This window comes from Allochromatium vinosum DSM 180 (assembly GCF_000025485.1).
Lineage (GTDB): Bacteria > Pseudomonadota > Gammaproteobacteria > Chromatiales > Chromatiaceae > Thermochromatium > Thermochromatium vinosum.
In genome coordinates this window covers 1254242-1274806 of sequence record NC_013851.1, presented here as the reverse complement: position 1 = coordinate 1274806, position 20565 = coordinate 1254242, and the positions used below count along the sequence as shown (strand labels likewise).

The 20565-nt window shown below is 66.4% G+C and carries 18 protein-coding genes; 9 read left to right on the top strand and 9 right to left on the bottom strand.

Annotated features, from left to right (window positions below; translation table 11 throughout):
- Positions 1 to 27 precede the first annotated feature (27 nt).
- The 3 genes from alaS to recA all read right to left on the bottom strand — a co-directional run bounded on the left by alaS (position 28) and on the right by recA (position 4209).
- Positions 28 to 2631 carry an alanine--tRNA ligase gene (gene alaS / locus ALVIN_RS05450; protein WP_012970315.1) on the bottom strand — a complete coding sequence of 868 codons (2604 nt, stop codon included), beginning with the start codon at positions 2629 to 2631 and terminating at the stop codon, positions 28 to 30.
- A 39-nt stretch (positions 2632 to 2670) separates the two neighbouring features.
- Positions 2671 to 3090, bottom strand: coding sequence for a regulatory protein RecX (locus ALVIN_RS05445; RefSeq protein WP_012970314.1), 420 nt, complete (start codon positions 3088 to 3090; stop codon positions 2671 to 2673).
- A 75-nt stretch (positions 3091 to 3165) separates the two neighbouring features.
- Positions 3166 to 4209 carry a recombinase RecA gene (gene recA / locus ALVIN_RS05440; protein WP_012970313.1) on the bottom strand — a complete coding sequence of 348 codons (1044 nt, stop codon included), beginning with the start codon at positions 4207 to 4209 and terminating at the stop codon, positions 3166 to 3168.
- A 259-nt stretch (positions 4210 to 4468) separates the two neighbouring features.
- Between recA and ALVIN_RS05435 the strand changes: the two genes are divergently transcribed.
- From ALVIN_RS05435 to ALVIN_RS05405, 8 genes are all read left to right on the top strand, one after another.
- Entirely contained in the window at positions 4469 to 5917 is a 1449-nt protein-coding gene (locus ALVIN_RS05435) for a dynamin family protein (RefSeq protein WP_012970312.1), read from the top strand.
- Positions 5918 to 5932: 15 nt separating this feature from the next.
- Positions 5933 to 7000 carry a quinolinate synthase NadA gene (gene nadA, locus ALVIN_RS05430; RefSeq protein WP_012970311.1) on the top strand — a complete coding sequence of 356 codons (1068 nt, stop codon included), beginning with the start codon at positions 5933 to 5935 and terminating at the stop codon, positions 6998 to 7000.
- A gap of 201 nt (positions 7001 to 7201) precedes the next feature.
- Positions 7202 to 7756 carry a NapC/NirT family cytochrome c gene (locus tag ALVIN_RS05425; protein ID WP_012970310.1) on the top strand — a complete coding sequence of 185 codons (555 nt, stop codon included), beginning with the start codon at positions 7202 to 7204 and terminating at the stop codon, positions 7754 to 7756.
- A 33-nt stretch (positions 7757 to 7789) separates the two neighbouring features.
- Positions 7790 to 8761, top strand: a complete 972-nt coding sequence (locus ALVIN_RS05420; protein ID WP_012970309.1) for an ankyrin repeat domain-containing protein — start codon at positions 7790 to 7792, stop codon at positions 8759 to 8761.
- Positions 8762 to 8899: 138 nt separating this feature from the next.
- The gene (locus ALVIN_RS05415) at positions 8900 to 9499 is read left to right on the top strand and encodes a cytochrome subunit of sulfide dehydrogenase (protein ID WP_012970308.1); all 600 of its coding nucleotides are present in this window, start codon (positions 8900 to 8902) and stop codon (positions 9497 to 9499) included.
- Between the two features lie 15 nt (positions 9500 to 9514).
- A complete protein-coding gene (fccB, locus tag ALVIN_RS05410) occupies positions 9515 to 10810 on the top strand; it encodes a sulfide-cytochrome-c reductase (protein WP_012970307.1) in 1296 nt (431 codons plus the stop codon).
- A gap of 100 nt (positions 10811 to 10910) precedes the next feature.
- Positions 10911 to 11072: a hypothetical protein gene (locus ALVIN_RS17780; RefSeq protein WP_012970306.1), complete on the top strand. Its 162-nt coding sequence runs from the start codon at positions 10911 to 10913 to the stop codon at positions 11070 to 11072.
- A 35-nt stretch (positions 11073 to 11107) separates the two neighbouring features.
- Complete coding sequence (locus ALVIN_RS05405) at positions 11108 to 13348, top strand: tRNA(Met) cytidine acetyltransferase TmcA (protein ID WP_012970305.1); 2241 nt, start codon at positions 11108 to 11110, stop codon at positions 13346 to 13348.
- A 135-nt stretch (positions 13349 to 13483) separates the two neighbouring features.
- Here ALVIN_RS05405 and ALVIN_RS05400 read toward each other — a convergent pair whose 3' ends face one another.
- The 3 genes from ALVIN_RS05400 to ALVIN_RS05390 are packed head-to-tail and all read right to left on the bottom strand — an operon-like array spanning position 13484 to position 16054.
- The gene (locus ALVIN_RS05400; RefSeq protein ID WP_050750291.1) at positions 13484 to 14128 is read right to left on the bottom strand and encodes a flavin prenyltransferase UbiX; all 645 of its coding nucleotides are present in this window, start codon (positions 14126 to 14128) and stop codon (positions 13484 to 13486) included.
- Positions 14118 to 15485, bottom strand: a complete 1368-nt coding sequence (gene mpl, locus ALVIN_RS05395) for a UDP-N-acetylmuramate:L-alanyl-gamma-D-glutamyl-meso-diaminopimelate ligase (RefSeq protein WP_012970303.1) — start codon at positions 15483 to 15485, stop codon at positions 14118 to 14120. Before mpl ends, ALVIN_RS05400 begins: the two co-directional genes overlap by 11 nt.
- 53 nt (positions 15486 to 15538) lie before the next feature.
- Positions 15539 to 16054, bottom strand: coding sequence for a hypothetical protein (locus ALVIN_RS05390; protein ID WP_012970302.1), 516 nt, complete (start codon positions 16052 to 16054; stop codon positions 15539 to 15541).
- Between the two features lie 271 nt (positions 16055 to 16325).
- Here ALVIN_RS05390 and ALVIN_RS05385 point away from each other — a divergent pair, with 271 nt between their 5' ends.
- Positions 16326 to 17477, top strand: a complete 1152-nt coding sequence (locus ALVIN_RS05385) for a hypothetical protein (protein WP_012970301.1) — start codon at positions 16326 to 16328, stop codon at positions 17475 to 17477.
- 3 nt (positions 17478 to 17480) lie between these two features.
- Here ALVIN_RS05385 and cbiB read toward each other — a convergent pair whose 3' ends face one another.
- From cbiB to cobM, 3 genes are read right to left on the bottom strand one after another with little or no spacing between them, the layout of a single operon-like run.
- A complete protein-coding gene (cbiB, locus tag ALVIN_RS05380) occupies positions 17481 to 18425 on the bottom strand; it encodes an adenosylcobinamide-phosphate synthase CbiB (protein WP_012970300.1) in 945 nt (314 codons plus the stop codon).
- Positions 18418 to 19644: an adenosylcobinamide amidohydrolase gene (locus ALVIN_RS05375; protein ID WP_012970299.1), complete on the bottom strand. Its 1227-nt coding sequence runs from the start codon at positions 19642 to 19644 to the stop codon at positions 18418 to 18420. The genes cbiB and ALVIN_RS05375 overlap by 8 nt, the downstream gene beginning before the upstream one ends.
- 11 nt (positions 19645 to 19655) lie before the next feature.
- The gene (gene cobM / locus ALVIN_RS05370; protein ID WP_012970298.1) at positions 19656 to 20465 is read right to left on the bottom strand and encodes a precorrin-4 C(11)-methyltransferase; all 810 of its coding nucleotides are present in this window, start codon (positions 20463 to 20465) and stop codon (positions 19656 to 19658) included.
- Positions 20466 to 20565 lie beyond the last annotated feature (100 nt).

Genomic DNA, 20565 nt, shown 5'->3' with positions numbered 1-20565 from the left:
ATTTGGATCAGCGTTCAGTAGGAAAAATCAGTTCAGCCGCGCGGCGACCCAACCGGGTACCAGCTCCAGCGCGGCGGGCAGTCCGGCCGGATCATTGCCACCGGCCTGAGCCATGTCGGGACGTCCGCCGCCCTTGCCGCCGACCTTCTCGGCGACCTCGCGGATCAGATCCCCGGCCTTGAGCCGGTCGGTCAGATCCTTGGTGACGCCCGCCACCAGGCTGACCTTGCCGTCGGACTCGGTGGCGAGCACGACGACGGCGCTGCCGAGCTTGTCCTTGAGCTGATCGAGGGTGACGCGCAGGCTCTTGGGGTCGGCGCCGTCCAGACGCGCGGCCAGGGTCTTGATGCCCTGGATGTCGATCGCCTGAGCGGCCAGATCCTGACCGGCTGAACTGGCGGCCTTGGCCTTGAGCTGTTCGATCTCCTTCTCCAGCCGGCGCGCGCGGTCGATGAGCTGGGTCACGCGCTCGTCGACGTCCTCGCGTCCGCCCTTGAGCAGACCGGCGAGCCGCAGTAGGCGCTCTTCGTCGGCCTCGACCCACTCCAGCGCCGAGGCGCCGGTGATGGCCTCGATGCGGCGCACGCCGGCGGCGATGCCAGTCTCGGAGACGATCTTGATAAGGCCGATGTCGCCGACCGCCTTGACGTGCGTGCCGCCACAGAGTTCGGTCGAGAACTCGCCCATGCGCAACACCCGCACCTGATCGGCGTATTTCTCGCCGAACAGCGCCATGGCCCCGGACGCCTTGGCATCCTCCAGGCTCATGATGCGGGTCTCGACCAGATGATTGGCGCGCACCTCGCGGTTGACCATCCGCTCGATGGTCAGCAACTGCTCGCGCGAGACCGGCTCGAAGTGCGAGAAGTCGAAGCGCAGACGCTCGGGTCCGACCAGCGAACCTTTCTGCTGGACGTGCGGGCCGAGCACTTCGCGCAACGCGGCATGGAGCAGGTGGGTGGCCGAATGATTGAGCGCGGTGGCGCGGCGGCGGTCGGCATCGACACGGGCATCGACCCGATCACCGACGGTCAACGCCCCCTCCTCGACCCGGCCGACATGCACCAGCACGCCATCTCCCTTCTTCTGGGTGTCCTGGACCCCGAAACGCGCGGTCTCGGTGTTGAGCCAGCCGCGATCGCCGACCTGACCGCCGGATTCGCCGTAGAAGGGCGAACGGTCGAGGATGACGAGACCCTCCTCGCCCGCTTCCAGCGCATCGCAGGACTCGCCGCCGCGATAGAGCGCGACGATGGTCGCCTCTTCCTGGACCCGATCGTAGCCACAGAAGTCGGTCTCGCCCTGGATCTGGATGTCCAGCGTCTGAGCGGAGCCGAACTGACTGGCGGCCCGCGCGCGTTCCTTCTGACGCTCCATGGCCTGCTCGAAACCGGCCACATCGAGCGTCAATCCACGCTCGCGCGCGATGTCGGCCGTGAGATCGACCGGGAAACCATAGGTGTCGTAGAGCTTGAACACGGTCTCGCCGGGGATCTGGTCGCCGCTCAGGTCGGCGATGGCCTCGTCGAGCAGACGCATGCCATGCTCCAGCGTTTCGGCGAAACGCTCCTCTTCGAGCTTGACGAGACGCTCGACGTGCGACTGACTCGCGCGCAGTTCGGGATAGGCGTCACCCATCTCGCGCGCCAGCGGCTCGACCAGGGTATGGAAGAAGGGCGTGGAGCAGCCGAGCCGATAGCCGTGACGGATGGCGCGGCGCATGATGCGACGCAGCACATAGCCGCGCCCCTCGTTGCCCGGCGTCACACCGTCGGTGATGAGAAAGGCCGTCGAACGGATGTGGTCGGCGATGACGCGCAGCGACTTGTCGGCCAGATCGGTGCAGCCGGTGGCCTGGGCGGCCGCCTCGATCAGATGGCGGAACAGATCGATCTCATAGTTACTGTGCACGCCCTGCATCACGGCCGCGAGCCGCTCCAGTCCCATGCCGGTATCGACCGATGGACGCGGCAATGGGGTCATATTCCCATCGGCATCGCGGTTGAACTGCATGAAGACCAGATTCCAGATCTCGACATAGCGGTCGCCGTCCTCGTCGGGCGAGCCGGGCGGACCGCCGGGGATGGCGGGACCGTGGTCATAGAAGATCTCGGAACAGGGACCGCAGGGGCCGGTATCGCCCATCGACCAGAAGTTGTCCTTGGCCCCGCAGCGCGAGAAGCGCTGAGGATCGACGCCGATCTCCTTGAGCCAGATGCCGGCGGCCTCATCGTCCTCCTCGAACACCGTCACCCACAGGCGCTCGGGCGGCAGCGCCAGCACCCGGGTCAGATAGTCCCAGGCGTATTCGATGGCCTCGCGCTTGAAGTAGTCGCCGAAGCTGAAATTGCCCAGCATCTCGAAGAAGGTGTGATGCCGGGCAGTATAGCCGACGTTCTCCAGGTCGTTGTGCTTGCCGCCGGCGCGCACGCAGCGCTGCGAGCTGACCGCGCGGTTGCTGGCGCGGCGCTCGCGGCCGAGGAAGGCGTCCTTGAACTGGACCATGCCGGCGTTGGTGAACAGCAGGGTCGGATCATTGGCCGGGATCAGCGGGCTGGAAGCCACCCGCTCGTGTTGGCGTTGCTCGAAATAGTCGAGGAAGCTCGCTCGAAGCTCTGCACTGGTGGTCATTGGAAAGTCTCGAATGGACCGTTCGCCGCACGGCTCGGGTCAGTCAGGAAAGCGCAGCAGGCGCCGGATCGAATCGGGCGTGAAACCACGCTGTTCGAGGAAACGCGCGCGTTTGGCATAGTCGGAACGGTCGCTGGGTTGTGACTGGCCGAAGCGACGCTCGTGGGTGCGCGCCAGGACTTCGGGCCAGGTGTCGTTCATGGGTTGGAGATGGCGGTCGATCAGGCTGTCGGCAAGTCCCTTGTCGCGCAACTCGGCGCGGATGCGCAGCGGGCCGAAGCCCTTGCCGGCGCGTTCGGCGACATAGTGCGCGGCCAGACGCGATTCGTCGAGTGCACCCTCATCGATCAGGCGAGCGAGCGAGCCAGCGATGGCCTCGGGCGTCAGGCCGCGCGCGCTGAGCTTGCGGGTCAGCTCCAGGCACGAATGCTCGCGCGCGACCAGCAGGCGCAGAGCCACGCGCGCCGCCTCGTCGATGGCGTCGTCCGCATCAGTCGGGGTCGAGGCCGGATCTTGGACCGGATCGTTCAGGGATCAATCCTCCGACGGCTCGGGTACATCGGCCTCGGCGGGCGCCTCGACGCCACCCTTGGGCAGCAGCTTGTCGCGGATGCGCGCTTCGATGGCCTGGGCGATCCCGGGATTTTCGCACAGAAAGTTGCGAACGTTGTCCTTGCCCTGCCCGATGCGGTTGCCGTCATAGCTGTACCAGGCGCCGGACTTGTCGATGAAGCCCTCGGCCACGCCCAGATCGATGATCTCGCCCTCGCGCGAGATGCCCTGGCCATAGAGGATGTCGAACTCGGCCTGCCGGAAGGGCGGCGCGACCTTGTTCTTGACCACCTTGACCTTGGTCTCGTTGCCGATGACCTCGTCGCCCTTCTTGATGCTGCCGGTGCGGCGGATGTCGAGCCGCACCGAGGCATAGAATTTGAGCGCGTTGCCGCCGGTCGTGGTCTCCGGGGAGCCGAACATCACGCCGATCTTCATTCGGATCTGGTTGATGAAGATGACGCAGCAGTTGGAGCGCTTGATGTTGCCGGTGAGCTTGCGCAACGCCTGGGACATGAGGCGCGCTTGCAGGCCGACGTGCGAGTCGCCCATCTCGCCCTCGATCTCAGCCTTGGGCGTGAGCGCGGCCACCGAATCGACGACCACGACATCGACCGCACCGGAACGCACCAGCATGTCGGTGATCTCCAGCGCCTGCTCGCCGGTATCGGGCTGGGAGACCAGCAGATCGGTCATGTTCACGCCGAGCTTTTCGGCATAGACCGGATCGAGTGCGTGCTCGGCATCGACGAAGGCGGCTGTGCCGCCGAGTTTCTGCGATTCGGCGATGATATGCAGCGTCAGCGTGGTCTTGCCCGAGGACTCGGGGCCGTAGATCTCGATGACACGGCCCTTGGGCACGCCGCCGATGCCGAGCGCCAGATCCAGCCCGAGCGAACCGGTCGAGATCGCCTCGATGTTACGCACAGCCCCGACATCGCCCATGCGCATGACCGAGCCTTTGCCGAACTGCTTTTCGATCTGGGTCAACGCGGCGGCCAACGCCTTCTTTCGGTTCTCGTCCATTACGGTCTCCTGTGCGAGTTGGGCTCCCGAACCAGTGTCCCCAGCGGGCAAATCGGCTGAAAATTATGACACAAGCCTCGGCCAACTTCATATGCGCCTCGGTTGAGCCGGACTGTCCGGTCGAACGACTACCTTCACCCCTGATATCAGGTGTAATATTCCGGCCTATTTTCGTGGTAGCCAGTCCCTGCCTGTGCCGACTCGTCGCGACACCCGCGACAGCGCCCGCTCAACCCACACGCAACCGAGGAACTCCCCGATGACGTCAACGGCCGACGCCCTCCAGCAACGTCTGTCCGAGCTCGAATCCCACCTGGAGCAGGAGAACCCCGTGCTCCTGAGCGCGGTACAAAGCTTTCGGGTGCTCGATCGCGTCGCCTATCGCATGGGCCTGATGGCGCCGAATCAGTCCTTCGCGACCCAGATCCCCTGGTGGCCGCTGATCTCGATCCTGGGCACCTTCTCGGCCGGCAAGTCGACCTTCATCAACTACTATCTCGGCCACAAGCTCCAGCGCTCGGGCAACCAGGCCGTCGACGACCGCTTCACCGTCATCGTCTACAGCCCCGAGGACATCAGCCACACCCTGCCCGGCGTGGCGCTCGACTCCGACCCGCGCTTCCCCTTCTTCCGCATGTCGCACGCCATCGAGGAAGTCGCCGGCGGCGAGGGCAGCCGCATCGACACCTATCTCCAGCTCAAGACCTGCAACAGCGAGCGGCTGCGCGGCAAGATCATCATCGACTCGCCCGGATTCGATGCCGACGCCCAGCGCACCGGCGTGCTGCGCATCACCGATCACATGATCGATCTCTCGGATCTGGTGTTGGTGTTCTTCGACGCGCGCCACCCCGAGCCGGGCGCCATGCGCGACACCCTCAAGCATCTGGTCTCCGACACCATCAAGCGCGCCGACGCCGGCAAGTTCCTCTACATCCTCAATCAGCTCGACTCGGCCGCCGGCGAGGACAACCCCGAGGACGTGGTCGCCGCCTGGCTGCGCTCCATCGGCGAGGCAGGACTGACGGCCGGGCGTTTCTACACCATCTACTGCCCCGAGGTGGCGATCCACATCCCCGACGAGCACCGGCGCAAGCGCTTCGAGAAGAAGCGCGACGAAGACCTCAACGACATCTACCGGCGCATGGAGCATGTCGAGGTCGAGCGCGCCTATCGCATCATCGCCGCACTGCGCAAGAGCGCGACCGAATTCACCCGGGATTCCGTGCCCCTGCTCCAGGAGACGATGCGCCGCTGGCGCCGGCGGACGCTGACCACGGAAGCCGTGCTGCTGATCGGCGCCGTCGCCGGCTTCATGACCTGGAGCCTCCAGGCCAACCACTGGCAGGGCATGACCTATCGCGCCGAATGGCTGGAGCTGGTCAAGAGCATTCCCTGGGGTCTGATGGGGCTGGAAGGCGCCCTGCTGGTGCTGGCGATCCTGATCCACTTCGCGATCCGTCATCTGGCCGCGCTCAGCCTCATGCCCTGGCTGCGCAAGCAGGTCGCGAAGATCGATCCTCCGGGCAACGTCGTCGCGGCCTTCAAGAACAATACCCGCTTCTGGCGCCCCATGATCCTGGGTCGTCCATTCGGCTGGGGCCGCAAGACGCGCACCGAACTCGACGAGGTCTTGCAGAGCTGCGAGAGCTACATCCAGACCTTGAACGAGCGTTTCACCAACCCAAACCGCTTGCCCAAGAACTGATAGCAGAGCACACGCATGACCAATCCCTCGTCCGAGGCGCTCCCGATCCGCTCGATCGATGTCCCGCCGCATCCCCAGTGGCCCGAGCTGAACGCCGCCGAACGCACCGATCTCAGGTCGCGCATCCGCCGATTGCTCGCGGAGCGCAACGCCGTCCTGGTCGCCCATTACTACACCGACCCCGAACTCCAGTCGCTGGCCGAGGAAACAGGGGGATACGTCGCCGACTCGCTGGAGATGGCGCGTTTCGGCACCGAGACCGATGCCGAGACCCTGGTCGTCTGCGGCGTGCGCTTCATGGGCGAGACGGCCAAGATCCTCAACCCCGAGAAGCGGGTGCTGATGCCGGATCTGCGCGCCACCTGCTCGCTCGACGAGGGCTGTCCGGCGGATGAGTTCACCGCCTTCTGCGACGCCCATCCGGACCACACCGTCGTCGTCTACGCCAACACCAGCGCGGCGGTCAAGGCGCGCGCCGACTGGGTCGTGACCTCCAGCATCGCCCTGCCGGTGGTCGAGCATCTGGCCGCGCGCGGCGAGAAGATCCTCTGGGCGCCCGACAAGCATCTCGGACGCTATGTCGAGCGCGTGACCGGGGCCGAGATGCTGCTCTGGAACGGCGCCTGCGTGGTGCACGAGGAGTTCAAGTCGTTCGCCCTGGAGCGGGTGCGCAAGCTACACCCGGACGCGGCCGTGCTGGTGCATCCCGAATCGCCCGACGAAGTGGTCGATCAGGCTGACGTGGTCGGCTCGACCACCCAGTTGATCCGCGCGGTGGCCGAGCTGCCGAACCGCGAGTTCATCGTCGCCACCGATGCCGGCATCTTCTGGAAGATGCGCCAGATCGCCCCGGACAAGATCCTCATCCCCGCCCCCACCGCCGGCGAGGGCGCGACCTGCGAGAGCTGTGCTCACTGCCCCTGGATGGCGATGAACGCACTCCAGAATCTGGAGCAGGTGCTGCGGACCGGCGATCAGGAGATCCGCATCGACCCGGCCATCCGTGAACGTGCCATCGTCTCCATCCAGCGCATGCTCGACTTCGCCCGCGAACGCGGCATCGGGCGTCCGGCACGCACCTGACCCGCCCTCCTCCTCCCCGCGCACGAGGCTGAGCTTCGACGGCCTCGTGCGGTCGATCGAAAGCTATACATCCCAACCGGCTTTGTTTTAAGATCCATGACAATTATCAATCGACGAGCCGTTCGATGAGGCAGGCGCCTCCTCGAACGGCCGATTAGAGCGGTGTCATAACAAACCGCCCGCCATTGGAGGATGTCCACAATGTCGAAGCACGCGGCCTCGTCGGCCAAGCGCTTTTCACTGCTCGCCCTGGGGTTGATGTTCGTCGGAGGCATCGTGTTCGTCTGGGCCGTCGACTTCGGCATCAAGACCACCAATACCCTCGAATTCTGCACCTCCTGTCACACCATGCAGACCAATTTCGAGGAGTACAAGGAGTCGCTCCACTACAAGAACACCTCGGGCGTCCAGGCTACCTGCGCCGACTGCCACGTGCCCAAGGAACTCGGACCCAAGCTCGTCACCAAGATCGTGGCCGCCAAGGACGTCTATCACGAGGTCATGGGAACCATCGACACGCCCGAGAAGTTCGAGGCCCGCCGCTGGTATCTGGCCAATCTGGTCTGGAAGCGCCTGGAGGCCAGCGATTCACGCGAATGCCGCAGCTGCCACGATTACGCTGACATGGATCTCTCCGAGCAGAGCCGCTCGGCGCGCAGCCGCCACTCCGCCGCCCAGGACAAGGGCCAGACCTGTATCGAGTGCCACAAGGGCGTGGCCCATCACGAGCCAACCGAGCCGGACGACGCCTCCTGATCCGGGAGGCGCCGCGCACGCCAAGAGGCCGCCATGGACCCAATCCGCACATCCCGCCTTCGCGCCCCGCTGCTCGCCTCGGCCCTGCTGTTGGCCGGCTCGTCCGTCTGCGCCGCCGAGCCGGATCTGGAGACCGAGCTGCGGCTGAACGCCATGATCGGCGACACCGAGACCGCCGCCGAGCTGCTCGATCAGGGCGCGCACGTCGACGCTCCCAATCAGTTCGGCAAGACCGCGCTCATGTTCGCCGTCGAGGGCGACGATCTGGAGACCGTCGCCCTGCTTCTGAGCCGTGGCGCCGACGTCAATGCCCGCACCGTCGCCGGCTGTACTCCGCTGACCTTCGCCGCCGAGGCCGGACACATCGGCATCAGTGCGCTGCTCCTGGAGCGCGGCGCCCATGTCCATGATCGCACCCGCTCCGGCTGGGATGCGCTCATGATCGCCTCGCGTCACGGCATCACCGACATGGTCGAGCAGCTGCTGTTCAAGGGCGCCGATCCCAAGGCCGCCGATCGCGAAGGCCGCACGGCGCTGATGCAGGCGGCGTCCAAGGGCGAGACCGGGGTGCTGCCCCTGCTGATCGAGGGCGGCGCGGATCTGGAGGCGCGCGACAAACAGGGCGCCACGGCACTGCTCATCGCCGCCGATCAGGGGCAGGCCGGCGCCGTCGAGACGCTCGCCGGACTCGGCGCCCAGCTCGACGCGGTCGATGCGCTCGGCTCGACCGCGCTCATCCTGGCTGTCGGACACGGCCATGTCGCCATGGTCGAGCGCCTGCTCGCCATGGGCGCCGACCCCAACCGGCAGGACCGGAAGGGCACGACGGCGCTGATGGAGGCCGTCGCCACCGATCATGCCGAACTCATCGACCGGCTCATCGCGGCCGGTGCCCGGACCGATCTCAAGGACGACGCCGACCGCACGGCGGCCGACATCGCCGTCCAACTCGGCCATCGGCAGGCGATCGCACGCCTGGCACCCAAGGCCTCCAAGACGCCTTGAGCCGGACCGGCCTGAAGGCACGCCCGTGTCGTGCGCGGGTGACTGACAGGTTCACGCAGCCTGTCGCATTCAACCCATAACCTCATAACAAAAGCGGTTGAATCACTGAATCAAACCAAGAAGGAGAGGAGCAACACCATGACCCAAAGCACCCCGAGACTCATGCTCGCGGCCAGCGTGCTGGCGCTTGGACTGGCATCCAACGCCGGCGCCGAGCCTACCGCCGAGATGCTGACCAACAACTGCGCCGGCTGCCACGGCACCCATGGCAACAGCGTCGGCCCCGCCTCGCCCTCCATTGCCCAGATGGACCCGATGGTCTTCGTCGAGGTGATGGAAGGCTTCAAGAGCGGCGAGATCGCCTCGACCATCATGGGCCGTATCGCCAAGGGCTACTCGACGGCGGACTTCGAGAAGATGGCCGGCTACTTCAAGCAGCAGACCTATCAGCCGGCCAAGCAGTCCTTCGACACGGCACTCGCCGACACGGGCGCGAAGCTGCACGACAAGTACTGCGAGAAGTGCCATGTCGAAGGCGGCAAGCCGCTTGCCGATGAGGAGGACTACCACATCCTCGCCGGCCAGTGGACGCCCTATCTCCAGTACGCCATGTCGGATTTCCGCGAGGAGCGCCGGCCGATGGAGAAAAAGATGGCGAGCAAGCTCAGGGAACTGCTCAAGGCCGAGGGCGATGCAGGACTCGACGCACTCTTTGCCTTCTACGCCAGCCAGCAATAATCGGGGGAGACGGACATGACGTTGAACAGACGCGATTTCATCAAGACCTCGGGCGCCGCCGTGGCGGCGGTCGGTATCCTGGGTTTTCCGCACCTCGCCTTCGGCGCCGGGCGCAAAGTGGTGGTCGTCGGCGGCGGCACGGGCGGCGCGACGGCCGCCAAGTACATCAAGCTCGCCGATCCCAGCATCGAGGTCACGCTGATCGAGCCCAACACGGATTACTACACCTGCTATCTGAGCAACGAGGTCATCGGCGGCGACCGCAAGCTCGAATCGATCAAGCACGGCTATGACGGTCTCCGGGCGCACGGCATTCAGGTGGTGCACGACAGCGCCACCGGCATCGATCCGGACAAGAAGCTGGTCAAGACTGCCGGCGGGGCCGAATTCGGCTATGACCGCTGCGTGGTCGCCCCTGGAATCGAGCTGATCTACGACAAGATCGAGGGCTACAGCGAGGAGGCCGCCGCCAAGCTGCCCCATGCCTGGAAGGCCGGCGAACAGACCGCCATCCTGCGCAAACAGCTCGAAGACATGGCGGACGGCGGCACCGTGGTCATCGCCCCTCCGGCCGCGCCCTTCCGCTGCCCGCCCGGACCCTATGAGCGCGCCAGTCAGGTCGCGTACTATCTGAAGGCTCACAAACCCAAGTCGAAGGTCATCATCCTCGACAGCAGCCAGACGTTCTCCAAGCAGTCCCAGTTCTCCAAGGGCTGGGAGCGGCTCTATGGTTTCGGCACCGAGAATGCGATGATCGAATGGCATCCGGGGCCGGACTCCGCTGTGGTCAAGGTCGATGGCGGCGAGATGATGGTCGAGACCGCCTTCGGCGACGAGTTCAAGGCCGATGTCATCAATCTCATTCCGCCGCAGCGCGCGGGCAAGATCGCACAGATCGCCGGGCTGACCAATGACGCCGGCTGGTGCCCGGTCGACATCAAGACCTTCGAGTCCAGTATCCACAAGGGTATCCATGTGATCGGCGATGCCTGTATCGCCAATCCCATGCCCAAGTCTGGCTATTCGGCCAACAGCCAGGGCAAGGTCGCCGCCGCCGCCGTGGTGGCGCTGCTCAAGGGCGAGGAGCCGGGCACGCCGTCCTATCTCAACACCTGTTACTCGATCCTGGCTCCGGCCTATGGGATCTCGGTCGCGGCCATCTATCGGCCGAACGCCGATGGTTCGGCCATCGAATCGGTGCCGGATTCGGGCGGGGTCACCCCGGTCGATGCTCCGGACTGGGTGCTGGAGCGCGAGGTGCAGTACGCCTATAGCTGGTACAACAACATCGTGCACGATACCTTCGGATAAGCACGAGATCGCGAGATCTCCGGATCTCGACTTCAAGGGGCTTCTGGCCCCTTTTTCAGTTGCGCTATCCTCCCAGGCGACGGAATCGGAGGAGGACACCATGACGGCTGAGCGCCATCGCTTGGTTGAGCAGATTCGGATGGCGGTTCGCGCCACGACCCGCGAGCTGGGTTTCGACCGACTCGACCCACAGGTCGAGCCGGCACTGCGCACGGTGCCGCGTGAGCGCTTCGTCCCGGATACGGGCGCGATGGTGCCTTGAGTCTTTTACTGCCGCCCGAAACAGAGTCCTGATACGTGGATAGCTCCCTCGACACTCAATGGCTGCGCGATCAGCGCGCGTTGGCGCGTGCGCGCGGTCATCGTCTGACCCTATGGTTGCGCGGATCGCCCGAATGGACGGCGGATGAGGCGCGCCGACTCGTCGCCGCCCTGCCCGAGATCGATCGGGTCTGTCTCGCTGAGCGCCCAATACTCGCTGAGCCGAGCCGACCGCTACGCTCAGCGATACGTCTGATGGGCATGGATCTGGATCTACTGATCCTGGACGTCCATGACGGATTCGATCCCGATGGATTCGGCGCCGCCACGGGAGCGATTCGGGGCGGCGGACTCCTGGCGCTCCTGACGCCGCCCGTGGCCGAGTGGTTGCGCCGGCCCGATCCGCAGAGCGAGCGGATCTCGGTCTGGCCATTCGAGCCGTCCGGATTGAGCCGACGCTTCATCGCACGTCTCATCGCCGTGCTGGAGTCTGACCCGACTGTCGTGCGTATCGACCAGGATCGAGCCGAGCCGATGACGGCATCCGTTGCCGGAGTCCCGAGTACGCTCCCCCATGACCGGACATATCAACCGACACGCACCGATCCGGCTCGCCCCTCCACCCCGGATCAGGCCGAGGCGGTCGCCGCCATCCTCAAGACGGCGCATGGCCGCCCGCGCCGCCCGCTGGTCCTGACCGCGCATCGCGGACGCGGCAAGAGCGCGGCACTTGGTCTGGCCGCCGGGCGCCTCCTGATCGAGGGCGGACGGCGTCTGGTGGTGACGGCGCCCCGGCGCGACGCGGTCGAGACGCTCTATCGTCATGCCGGGGCCGTCTTGATCGATGTCGAGCGGAGCACCGGCCAGACTCGTGACGGGGCGACAGCACTCCAGTCGCTCGTCTTCCGTTCGCCGGCCGAACTCCTCGAATACGACGAACCCGCCGCCGATCTGCTCCTGGTCGATGAGGCGGCCAGCATCCCCGCCCCACTGCTGACGGCGCTGCTCGAACGCCATGGCCGCGTCGTCTTCGCCAGCACCGTGCATGGCTACGAGGGGACAGGACGCGGATTCGAGATCCGCTTCCGCGAGACGCTGGAGCGTCTGACACCGGACTGGCGCGCCATCACCCTGGACACCCCGATCCGCTGGGCGGCCGATGATCCACTCGAACGCCTGGTCTTCCGGGCGCTCCTGCTGGATGCGGCGCCAGCGGCGCGCCAGGACATCCAGGAGTCCGCCAGCGCCGATCCAGCCGGCCCGAATGCACACTGGCTCGATCGCGACGCCCTGCTCCGGGACGAGCCGACATTGCGCGAACTCTTCGGCCTGCTGGTGCTCGCTCACTATCAGACCCGTCCACTGGATCTGCGGATGCTGCTCGACGGCCCCAATGTGCGCGTCCTGGTATTGCGCCAGGCCGGGCACCTGATCGGCACCCTGCTCGTCGCCGAGGAAGGGGGGATGGGCGATCCGGATCTGCGCGCGGCGATCTTTCGCGGCCAGCGCCGACCGCGCGGCCATCTCCTGCCCCAGACGCTCTCGGCCCATGCCGGTCTGCCGGAGGCGCCGATCCATCGCTATTGGCGCGTGATCCGGATCGTCGTGCATCCGGCCGTGACAGGACGGGGTCTGGGGCGACGCATGCTGACCGCACTGGAACAGGCCGCCCGAGTCGAGCGAATCGATCTCCTGGGCGCCAGCTTCGGGGCCACGACCGAGCTGCTGGCGTTCTGGCAGACCTGCGGTTTCGTGCCGGCTCAGATCGGCACCAGTCGCAATGCCGCCAGTGGCGAGCACGCTGCCGTCGTGCTGCGAGCGATCTCGGTCGCGGGCGAACGCCTGCTCGAAGACGCCGGCCGACGCCTGACATCCAGTCTGCCGGTCTGGCTCGCCGGTCCACTGCGCACACTCGACCCTGAGATCGCCGCCACGCTCATCGGCGCCCTGCCCGTGCCGGACTCGGCCGAGTGCGCGCTGCACGCCGGGTCGGGCGGTTGGCGCCGCGAGCTGGAGTCGTTCGTTGCGGGACATCGGACGCTGGAAGCCAGTCTGCCGCTCCTGTCGGTTCTGACACGTCGGCATCTGGCCGACGCGCTGAGCGCCGGACGCATCGATCGGCGGGAGGCCGCTCTGCTGGTCGCGGCTGCGCTGCAATGTCGTCCGCTCACCGGCTTGGCACGACATTTCGACGCTCGTGGTCGGGAGGCGTTGCTGGAGCGATTGCGCCAGGTGTGTGGCCGGCTCATCGATCACCCGCCTGGAATCCGCCCATAAAAAAAGCGCGACGGGTTGCATCGCGCTCGAAAAATTACCACCAAAGGAGGATGGAGGAGTGTACTGGAGCCGAGAGCTTCAGTACATCAACAGTTTCTTATGTAGTTGGATGAATGTCAACCGCTGAAATCGCGCTCAATCGCCCCAGCGCTTGACCAGTGTGTGCGTCACACCGAGATGGTCCAGGATACGGGCGACCATGAAGTCCACGATGTCCTCGACCCGGCTTGGATTGCCATAGAAGCCCGGATTGGCCGGCATGATCGTGGCTCCTGCCTGAGCGAGCCGCAGCATGTTCTCCAGATGGATGGTCGAGAACGGCGTCTCGCGCACGACCAGGATCAGCGGGCGACGCTCCTTGAGCGAGACATCCGCCGCGCGCTCGATCAGACAGCTCGACAGTCCGGCGGCCAAGCGCCCCAGTGTCCCGGCCGTACAGGGACAGACCACCATCGCCTCGGCCGGATGACTGCCGCTGGCCACGGGCGCTGTCCACTCCTGACGTCCGAATACCCGTAACTGCCCCGGCACCGCCTGGAAGCGCTCGCTCAGAAATGACTCGGCCTCGCCGGCACGTGCCGGCAGATCCAACCCCGTCTCCATCTTGACGACGACCTGCGCCGCCTGCGAGATCAGCAGATAGACCCTAACATCGGCGCGGATCAGGCATTCGAGCAGCCGCAGACCATAGTGCGCCCCGGAAGCACCGGTGAAGGCGAGCGTGATCGTGCGCGGCCAGTCCCGCTTTGCATCGGCCACGGACTTCGACTCAAGCGCCATGTTTGAGACGCAGCGCATCCAGCAGCCGTTGATGGATGCCGCCGAATCCACCGTTGCTCATGACCAGGATCTGATCGCCCGGCCGGCTGTCGGCGATCACCTGGGTCACGATCGGCTCGATGGCGTCATGCACCGCCAGCCGCTCACCCAAGCCGGCGAGCACCGCTGCCGCGTCCCAGCCGAGATCGCTCGGCGCATGGACATAGACCCGATCCGCCGCCGTCAGCGAACCGGCCAGCTCAGCATTGTGCGTTCCCAGACGCATGGTGTTGGAACGCGGCTCCAGCACCGCGAGAATCCGCTGTTCGGCACCGACCCGACGGCGCAGTCCATCGAGCGTGGTGGCGATCGCGGTCGGATGGTGAGCGAAGTCGTCGAAGACCCGGATGCCGGCGACCTCGCCGCGCACCTCCAGCCGTCGCTTTACGCCCTGGAAGCGCCCGAGCGCCTCGACCGCCGCACCGACCGGCACCCCGGCGTGACGCGCGGCGGCCAGGACCGCGAGCGCGTTCTCGACATTGTGCAATCCGCTCTGTCCCCAGTCGACGACACCGGCCTCGGCGCCGTGCAGCCAGACCCGGAACCGCGAACCGTCCGGCTCGATCAGCTCGGCGCGCCAATCGCCCTCGGCGCCGAAGGTCTCGCGCGGAGTCCAGCAGCCCAGACCGATGACGGTATCCACCGCCGGCACGCGCGCCGGGTGCACGATCAGCCCGCTACCCGGAACCGTGCGGATCAGATGATGGAACTGGCGCTGAATCTGCCCCAGATCATCGAAGATGTCGGCGTGATCGAACTCCAGATTGTTGAGGATGAGGGTGCGCGGCCCGTAGTGGACGAACTTCGAGCGCTTGTCGAAGAAGGCCGTATCGTACTCATCGGCCTCGACGACGAAGAAGGGCGCCGATCCCAGACGCGCCGAGACACCGAAGTCGAGCGGCACCCCGCCGATCAGGAACCCTGGGTCCAGCCCCGCATCCTCCAGCACCCAGGCCAGCATACTGGCCGTGGTCGTCTTGCCGTGCGTGCCGGACACGGCCAGCACCCAGCGCTCGCGCAGCAGATTCTCGCGCAGCCACTCGGGACCGGAGCAGTAGCGCATGTCGCGATCGAGCATGGCCTCGACCGCCGGAATACCGCGCTTCATGGCGTTGCCGACCACCACCACGTCGGGCGGCGGGTCCAGATGCGCGGCGTCATAGCCTTCCATGAGCTCGATCCCGGCCGCTTCCAGCTGGGTGCTCATGGGCGGATAGACATTGGCGTCCGACCCCGTGACCCGATGACCCAGCGCGCGCGCCAGCAGCGCGATCCCGCCCATGAAGGTGCCGCAGATTCCAAGGATGTGTAGATGCATGAATGGCTTCCGGGAAAATCGCTACGCTGGAGCCCGCCTGGGCGTCGAGCGCGTCACAGACCGCTGAAGAGACTGGTGACGAGTGTGACCACCACGATCTGGAAGGCGACCGCAATCGCCGACCCCTGGCCGAGCGTGATGGAGAAGGTGTGTCTCAGGATGTGGCCCGTGACCAGGAGGCCCCAGATCACCAGCCCCAGCAGCAGGAAGGCGCCGAGCGCGGCCAGATCGTTCTCCTGGCTGCCGGTCGGGTTGAGACTCAGCGGCGGGATCGCCACCAGACCGAGCACCGCGCCACTGCCGAGCAGAGCCGTCGCCGCCTGCAGGAAGCGCGCGCGGAGCTTGAGCTGGGTCAGGGCCGCATAGAGCGCGACCAGCATCAGCAGGAGCTCGGCGACGCCCTGGAGCAGGCTCGTCAGCCAGGAGAGTCCCGCCGTGATACCGACCAGGACGCCAACCGCCAGATCGGCCACCAGCACCAGTCCCAGGAGCATCTCGGAGGCCGGCAGATCCTGAGGCGGACGGCGCAGCAGACAGAGTTCGACGAAGAATTTGATCAGTGCCCGCACTATGAGGATTTCTCGAATCGATCGATATTGGCGCCAATGATAACCACAGCGGCCGCAAATACGGAGCACTATCGACGCACAGCCCCGACCGACACGGAAGCGTCTGACCATGAGGTGCGATCGCGACCGCCCGGCCCATTGTAAGCCCAACTCGAATCGTTATATATTCTCCAGGTTCTCCACCTTTTTGGTGGCGACTCCTGTCCCGAACACCTCCCTGCACATCCATCTCCATTTTTAGATCATCCAGGCCGACACCGGCCGAGGATCCATGAGGCTCGAAGTGAATCCGCGCTTGAAGGCCGTTACCTGCTGTATCGCGATCTCATCTCTGTTGCTTTCGGCCTGTGCGAGCGGTCCGATCGCCTCGTCCGGCGGTTCGGCCCAGCCGACAGTGACCGGGCCGGCGCCGATCGATACGACCTATCTGCCACGTCTGATGCTGCCTGGCGCCACCCTGTCCGAAGTCAAGTCGCTGGCCATGGGCGCGGCGCGCAGTCGCGGCTGGTCGATTCGCTATGCGGATTCGACCAACGACCGCCTGGTCGTCGGACGACCCGCCGAGCCGTCGGTCATGGCGCTTGCGACCCCGCGCCTGAGCGCGGCGCCCGGCTCCACGCTCGAGGTCACGACTCTGTTCAAGGACTCTGGCGGCGGCATCGAGGTCGCAACCCTGGCCGAACTCGTCACCCCGAGCCAGGCCGGACGCCCGGCGACGCGCACCGACTACACCGACCCGCTCCGCGATGCGCTCATGCAGTCGCTCGATTCGCTGCGCGAGCGCTGGATGCGTGATCGTGAGCGTCTGGCACGCGCGGCCCCGCCCCCGGAGGGCTGGAAGAGCGCCTGGGACGAGTCGCCCGCGCCACCCGATGCGGCCTCCGCACCATCCGCCGTCAACACCCAGGCGGCTCAAGCCGCGTCGCCAGCTCCAGCGGCGCCCACAGCACCCGCTCAGACGCCGCCGGCCGCATCGCGAACCAATGCGGGCACCACACCGGCCATGCCCGCGCCAACCTGGGCCGATTCGAGCGTTCCGCGACCGACCTATACGCGCAGACCCGCGTCTGAACCCAGATACAGCACGCCGGGCGCCGCGCCAGTGGTCGACGCCAGCTCGAATCTGAACGCCAGACCCATGCCCGAACCGGCACCGATGCCGGCGACCCTGAATACGCCACGGGATAACATGGTGTCGCTGCCCCGAGCGGACGCCGTGAATCCGCCGACCGCGACAGGCTCCAGGATGCTCTGGTCGGCCAATGCCGAGCAGTATGCCCGTCAGCGCGGTTGTCAGGTCGCGGGCAGCGGCTCGCAGTTGATCGAGTCGCGTCAGGACGGCGAGGTCTACAAGGTTCCCTGTCAGGGCAGCGACAGTTTCCTGATCCGCTGCCAGGGCGGAATCTGTCAGGGCTTACTGTGATCGCTACGCCAGGGTGAGCGGCATCACCCCGGCCGCGAACGCCAGCAGGCAGGCGGTGAGGATCAGCCACAGACCCCGGCGCAGATCCCCGGCGTCGAGATCGGCCGGCCAGTCGGGATCGCCCATGTAGAGTTCGTTGATGAGCCGGCCCCGGCGCCAGACCGGGCCGATCAGACGCACCCGCAGCGCTCCGGCGCAGGCGGCCTCGCTCCAGCCGGAGTTGGGACTGGGCAGCAGGGCGTGATAGCGCCAGGCGGCGCGGAAGGCGAGCAGCGGATGCTCGCGCCGCAACAGGGCGGCGAGTGCCAGCAACGGCACCGAGAGCCGCGCCGGCAGCCAGTGGATCAGATCGTCGCTGCGCGCGCCGGCCCAGCCGAAGCGCGCGTAGCGCTCATTCTTGTAGCCGACCATGGAGTCGAGCGTCGAGATCGCCTTGACCAGGATCAGTCCGGGCAGACCGAACAGACAGAACGCCCACAGCGGCGTGAGCACGCCATCGGTCAGGTTCTCCGAGAGGCTTTCGAGCGTGGCGCGCACCACCCCATCGCGCTGGAGCGGCTCGGTATCGCGTCCCACCAGCCGCGACAGCCGCCGGCGCACGGCCGGCAGATCGTCGAGATCGCGCAGGATACGCCAGCCCTGTTCCAGCAGCTCGCGGGTGCAGAGCAGGCTGTAGGCGATGAACAGATCCCAGCCGAAGGCGAGCCAGGGATGGAGGGCGTCGAGTCCGAGACGGACGCCGAACCAGCCCCAGAGCGCTGTCCCGACCACCAATCCCCAGTGGATCACGCCGCCGAGTCGTCCATTGAGACCCAGCGCGAAGAGCGCGCGCTCGCAGACGAGTATCCAGTGACCGATGAGCCGGATCGGATGCAGCCGATAGACGGGATCGCCGATGAGCGCATCGAGCAGACAGGCGCCGAGGATCAGGATCAGATGTTCAGTCATGCGTATTCCACTTGTGCTCGAAGCCCAGGACCACGGCCAGCGCCGCCAGCCGTCCGGGCGTGAGATCGGCGCGCGGCTGGAGGACTTCACGGAAACAGGCGAAGTCACCGGGTTTGACGGCCACGGCGGCAGCCAGCAGTGAGGCCTGATTGAGGATCGACTCGCGCGCGACCTCGGCATGCAGCACGCCGACATCGACCAGATCGAGGATTTCGGCCAGACCATAGGCAGCCGCCGCGCTCAGTGGATCGTGGATGAGTGCCAGCAGGTTGTGCTCGAAGCAGTGGGCGTCCGGCGGGTCGAGTTCGGCGCGCGCCAGCTCGCGCAGGACCGCTTCGTCGCAGCCATGACGTCCGAGTGCGGCACAGAGGTTGCGGCGCAGTTCGGCGCAGACGCCGTTCTGCAACAGCAGACAGCGGGTCACGGCCTCGTGGGTCGCGCGTCCGACCAGCTCGCCCAGGGTGTTGTGACTGCCGGCCCAGTGACGCTCCCACTCGCCTTCCTCGGCGCGCACCAGTGGAGCGGCGATGGCCAGTTGATCCGTGCCCGTGCCCGTGGCCAGTCGCGCCGATTGCAGACTCGGCATACGCAGATCCAGCACGGCCGCGCTCTTGCCCTCGGTGGCCAGGGTTGCGGCGCGCACCAGACAGGCCGGGTTGCAGGGCTGGTTGATGAAGACCAGGGTGACGATGGTTCCGGCGCCAGCCTCGGGTGGTGCCGGAAGGGCGCAGGCGGTTTGCGCCAGGTTCGATTGGCCGAGAGCACTTACGGTCGCGGTTCCGCTCTCGTTTCGCTCGACCGGCCGGCTGCCGTCGCGCTGCTCATGCCAGCCGGCCGGATCACCGGCGCGGGTCGCGTTGCCGAGCACCCCGGCCGTGGCGACCACCGAGACGGCCAGATCCGCGTGCTCGGCCCGAGCCAGCACCGCGCACTGCATGTTGGCGGCCGTGGCCATGAGCGCGGTCGACTCGGGCGGCAACCGGCCCGCCGCACAGGCGGCGCGGTGATAGTCCTCCAGACCATGCCCGGCGTTCGACGCCTCGCGCACCACATGGGCCACGCCCTCACAGCTCTGATGGTTGGCGACATGGGTCAGATCCTCGCGCAGTCCGCCGTTGAGCCGGCAGGTGCTGAGCACGCGATGCGGGCGCTTGAAGATGGCCGACAGATAGCGTCCCTGGCGCGTCAGGCGATAGCGGTCAGTGTCTTCGATCCACATGGGACGCTGGATCAGCCCGGCTCGCGCGCCGGACGGAAGCGGCGCGGGAAGGCGGCATCATAGAGCTTGGATGGCTTGTAGTCGTTCTGGGCGCGCGCCCCGAGTGCCGGACTGACCAGGATCAGCGCCTGACGGTCGACCTGCGCCTCGCGGCAGCGCGCGGCGATGTCGCTGAGCGTACCGCGCAGCACCAGTTCCTCGTTCGGCCAGGTCGCCTTGTGCACCACCACCACGGGCGCCTCGGACGTCCAGCCGGCCGTGATCAGATTCTCGACCACCGCCTCGATGCGCTCGATCGAAAGGAAGATGCAGAGCGTACAGCCGTGCGCGGCGAGCGAGACCAGCGACTCGCGCTCGGGCATCTGGGTGCGTTCGGACAGACGGGTGAAGATCACGGTCTGAGTGATCTCGGGCAGGGTCAGACACTCGCCGGCAGCGGCCGCCGAGGCCATGGCCGAGGAGACGCCGGGCACGATCCCGACCGCAACCCCGGCCGCATCCAGCGGACGCGCCAGCTCGGCGAGCACGCCATAGAGCGTCGGATCGCCGGTCTGGAGCCGCACCACGGTGTCGTGACGCTGGGCGCGATCGAGCAGCCAGGCCGTCACCTGGGCGTGATCCATCGACTTGGAGTCGGCGATCTCGCAGTCGGGCGAAGCCCATTGCAGCACGGTCTCGGCCACCAGCGAGCCGGTGTAGAGGATGGCTCCGGCCTCGGCCAGCAGCCGGCTGCCGCGCACGGTGATGAGATCCGGCGCGCCCGGACCGGCCCCGACGAACCAAACCTTGCCCGGTCGCTGGGTCGATGAAGTCTCTTGCATGGCGCGATGATCCCCGCGTATGGTGGCACTGCGAAAACCCAGTATTCTTCTAATCCAAGCCAACCCTTGTCAAACCTCTTCGTGCATTTCCGTCCACGGC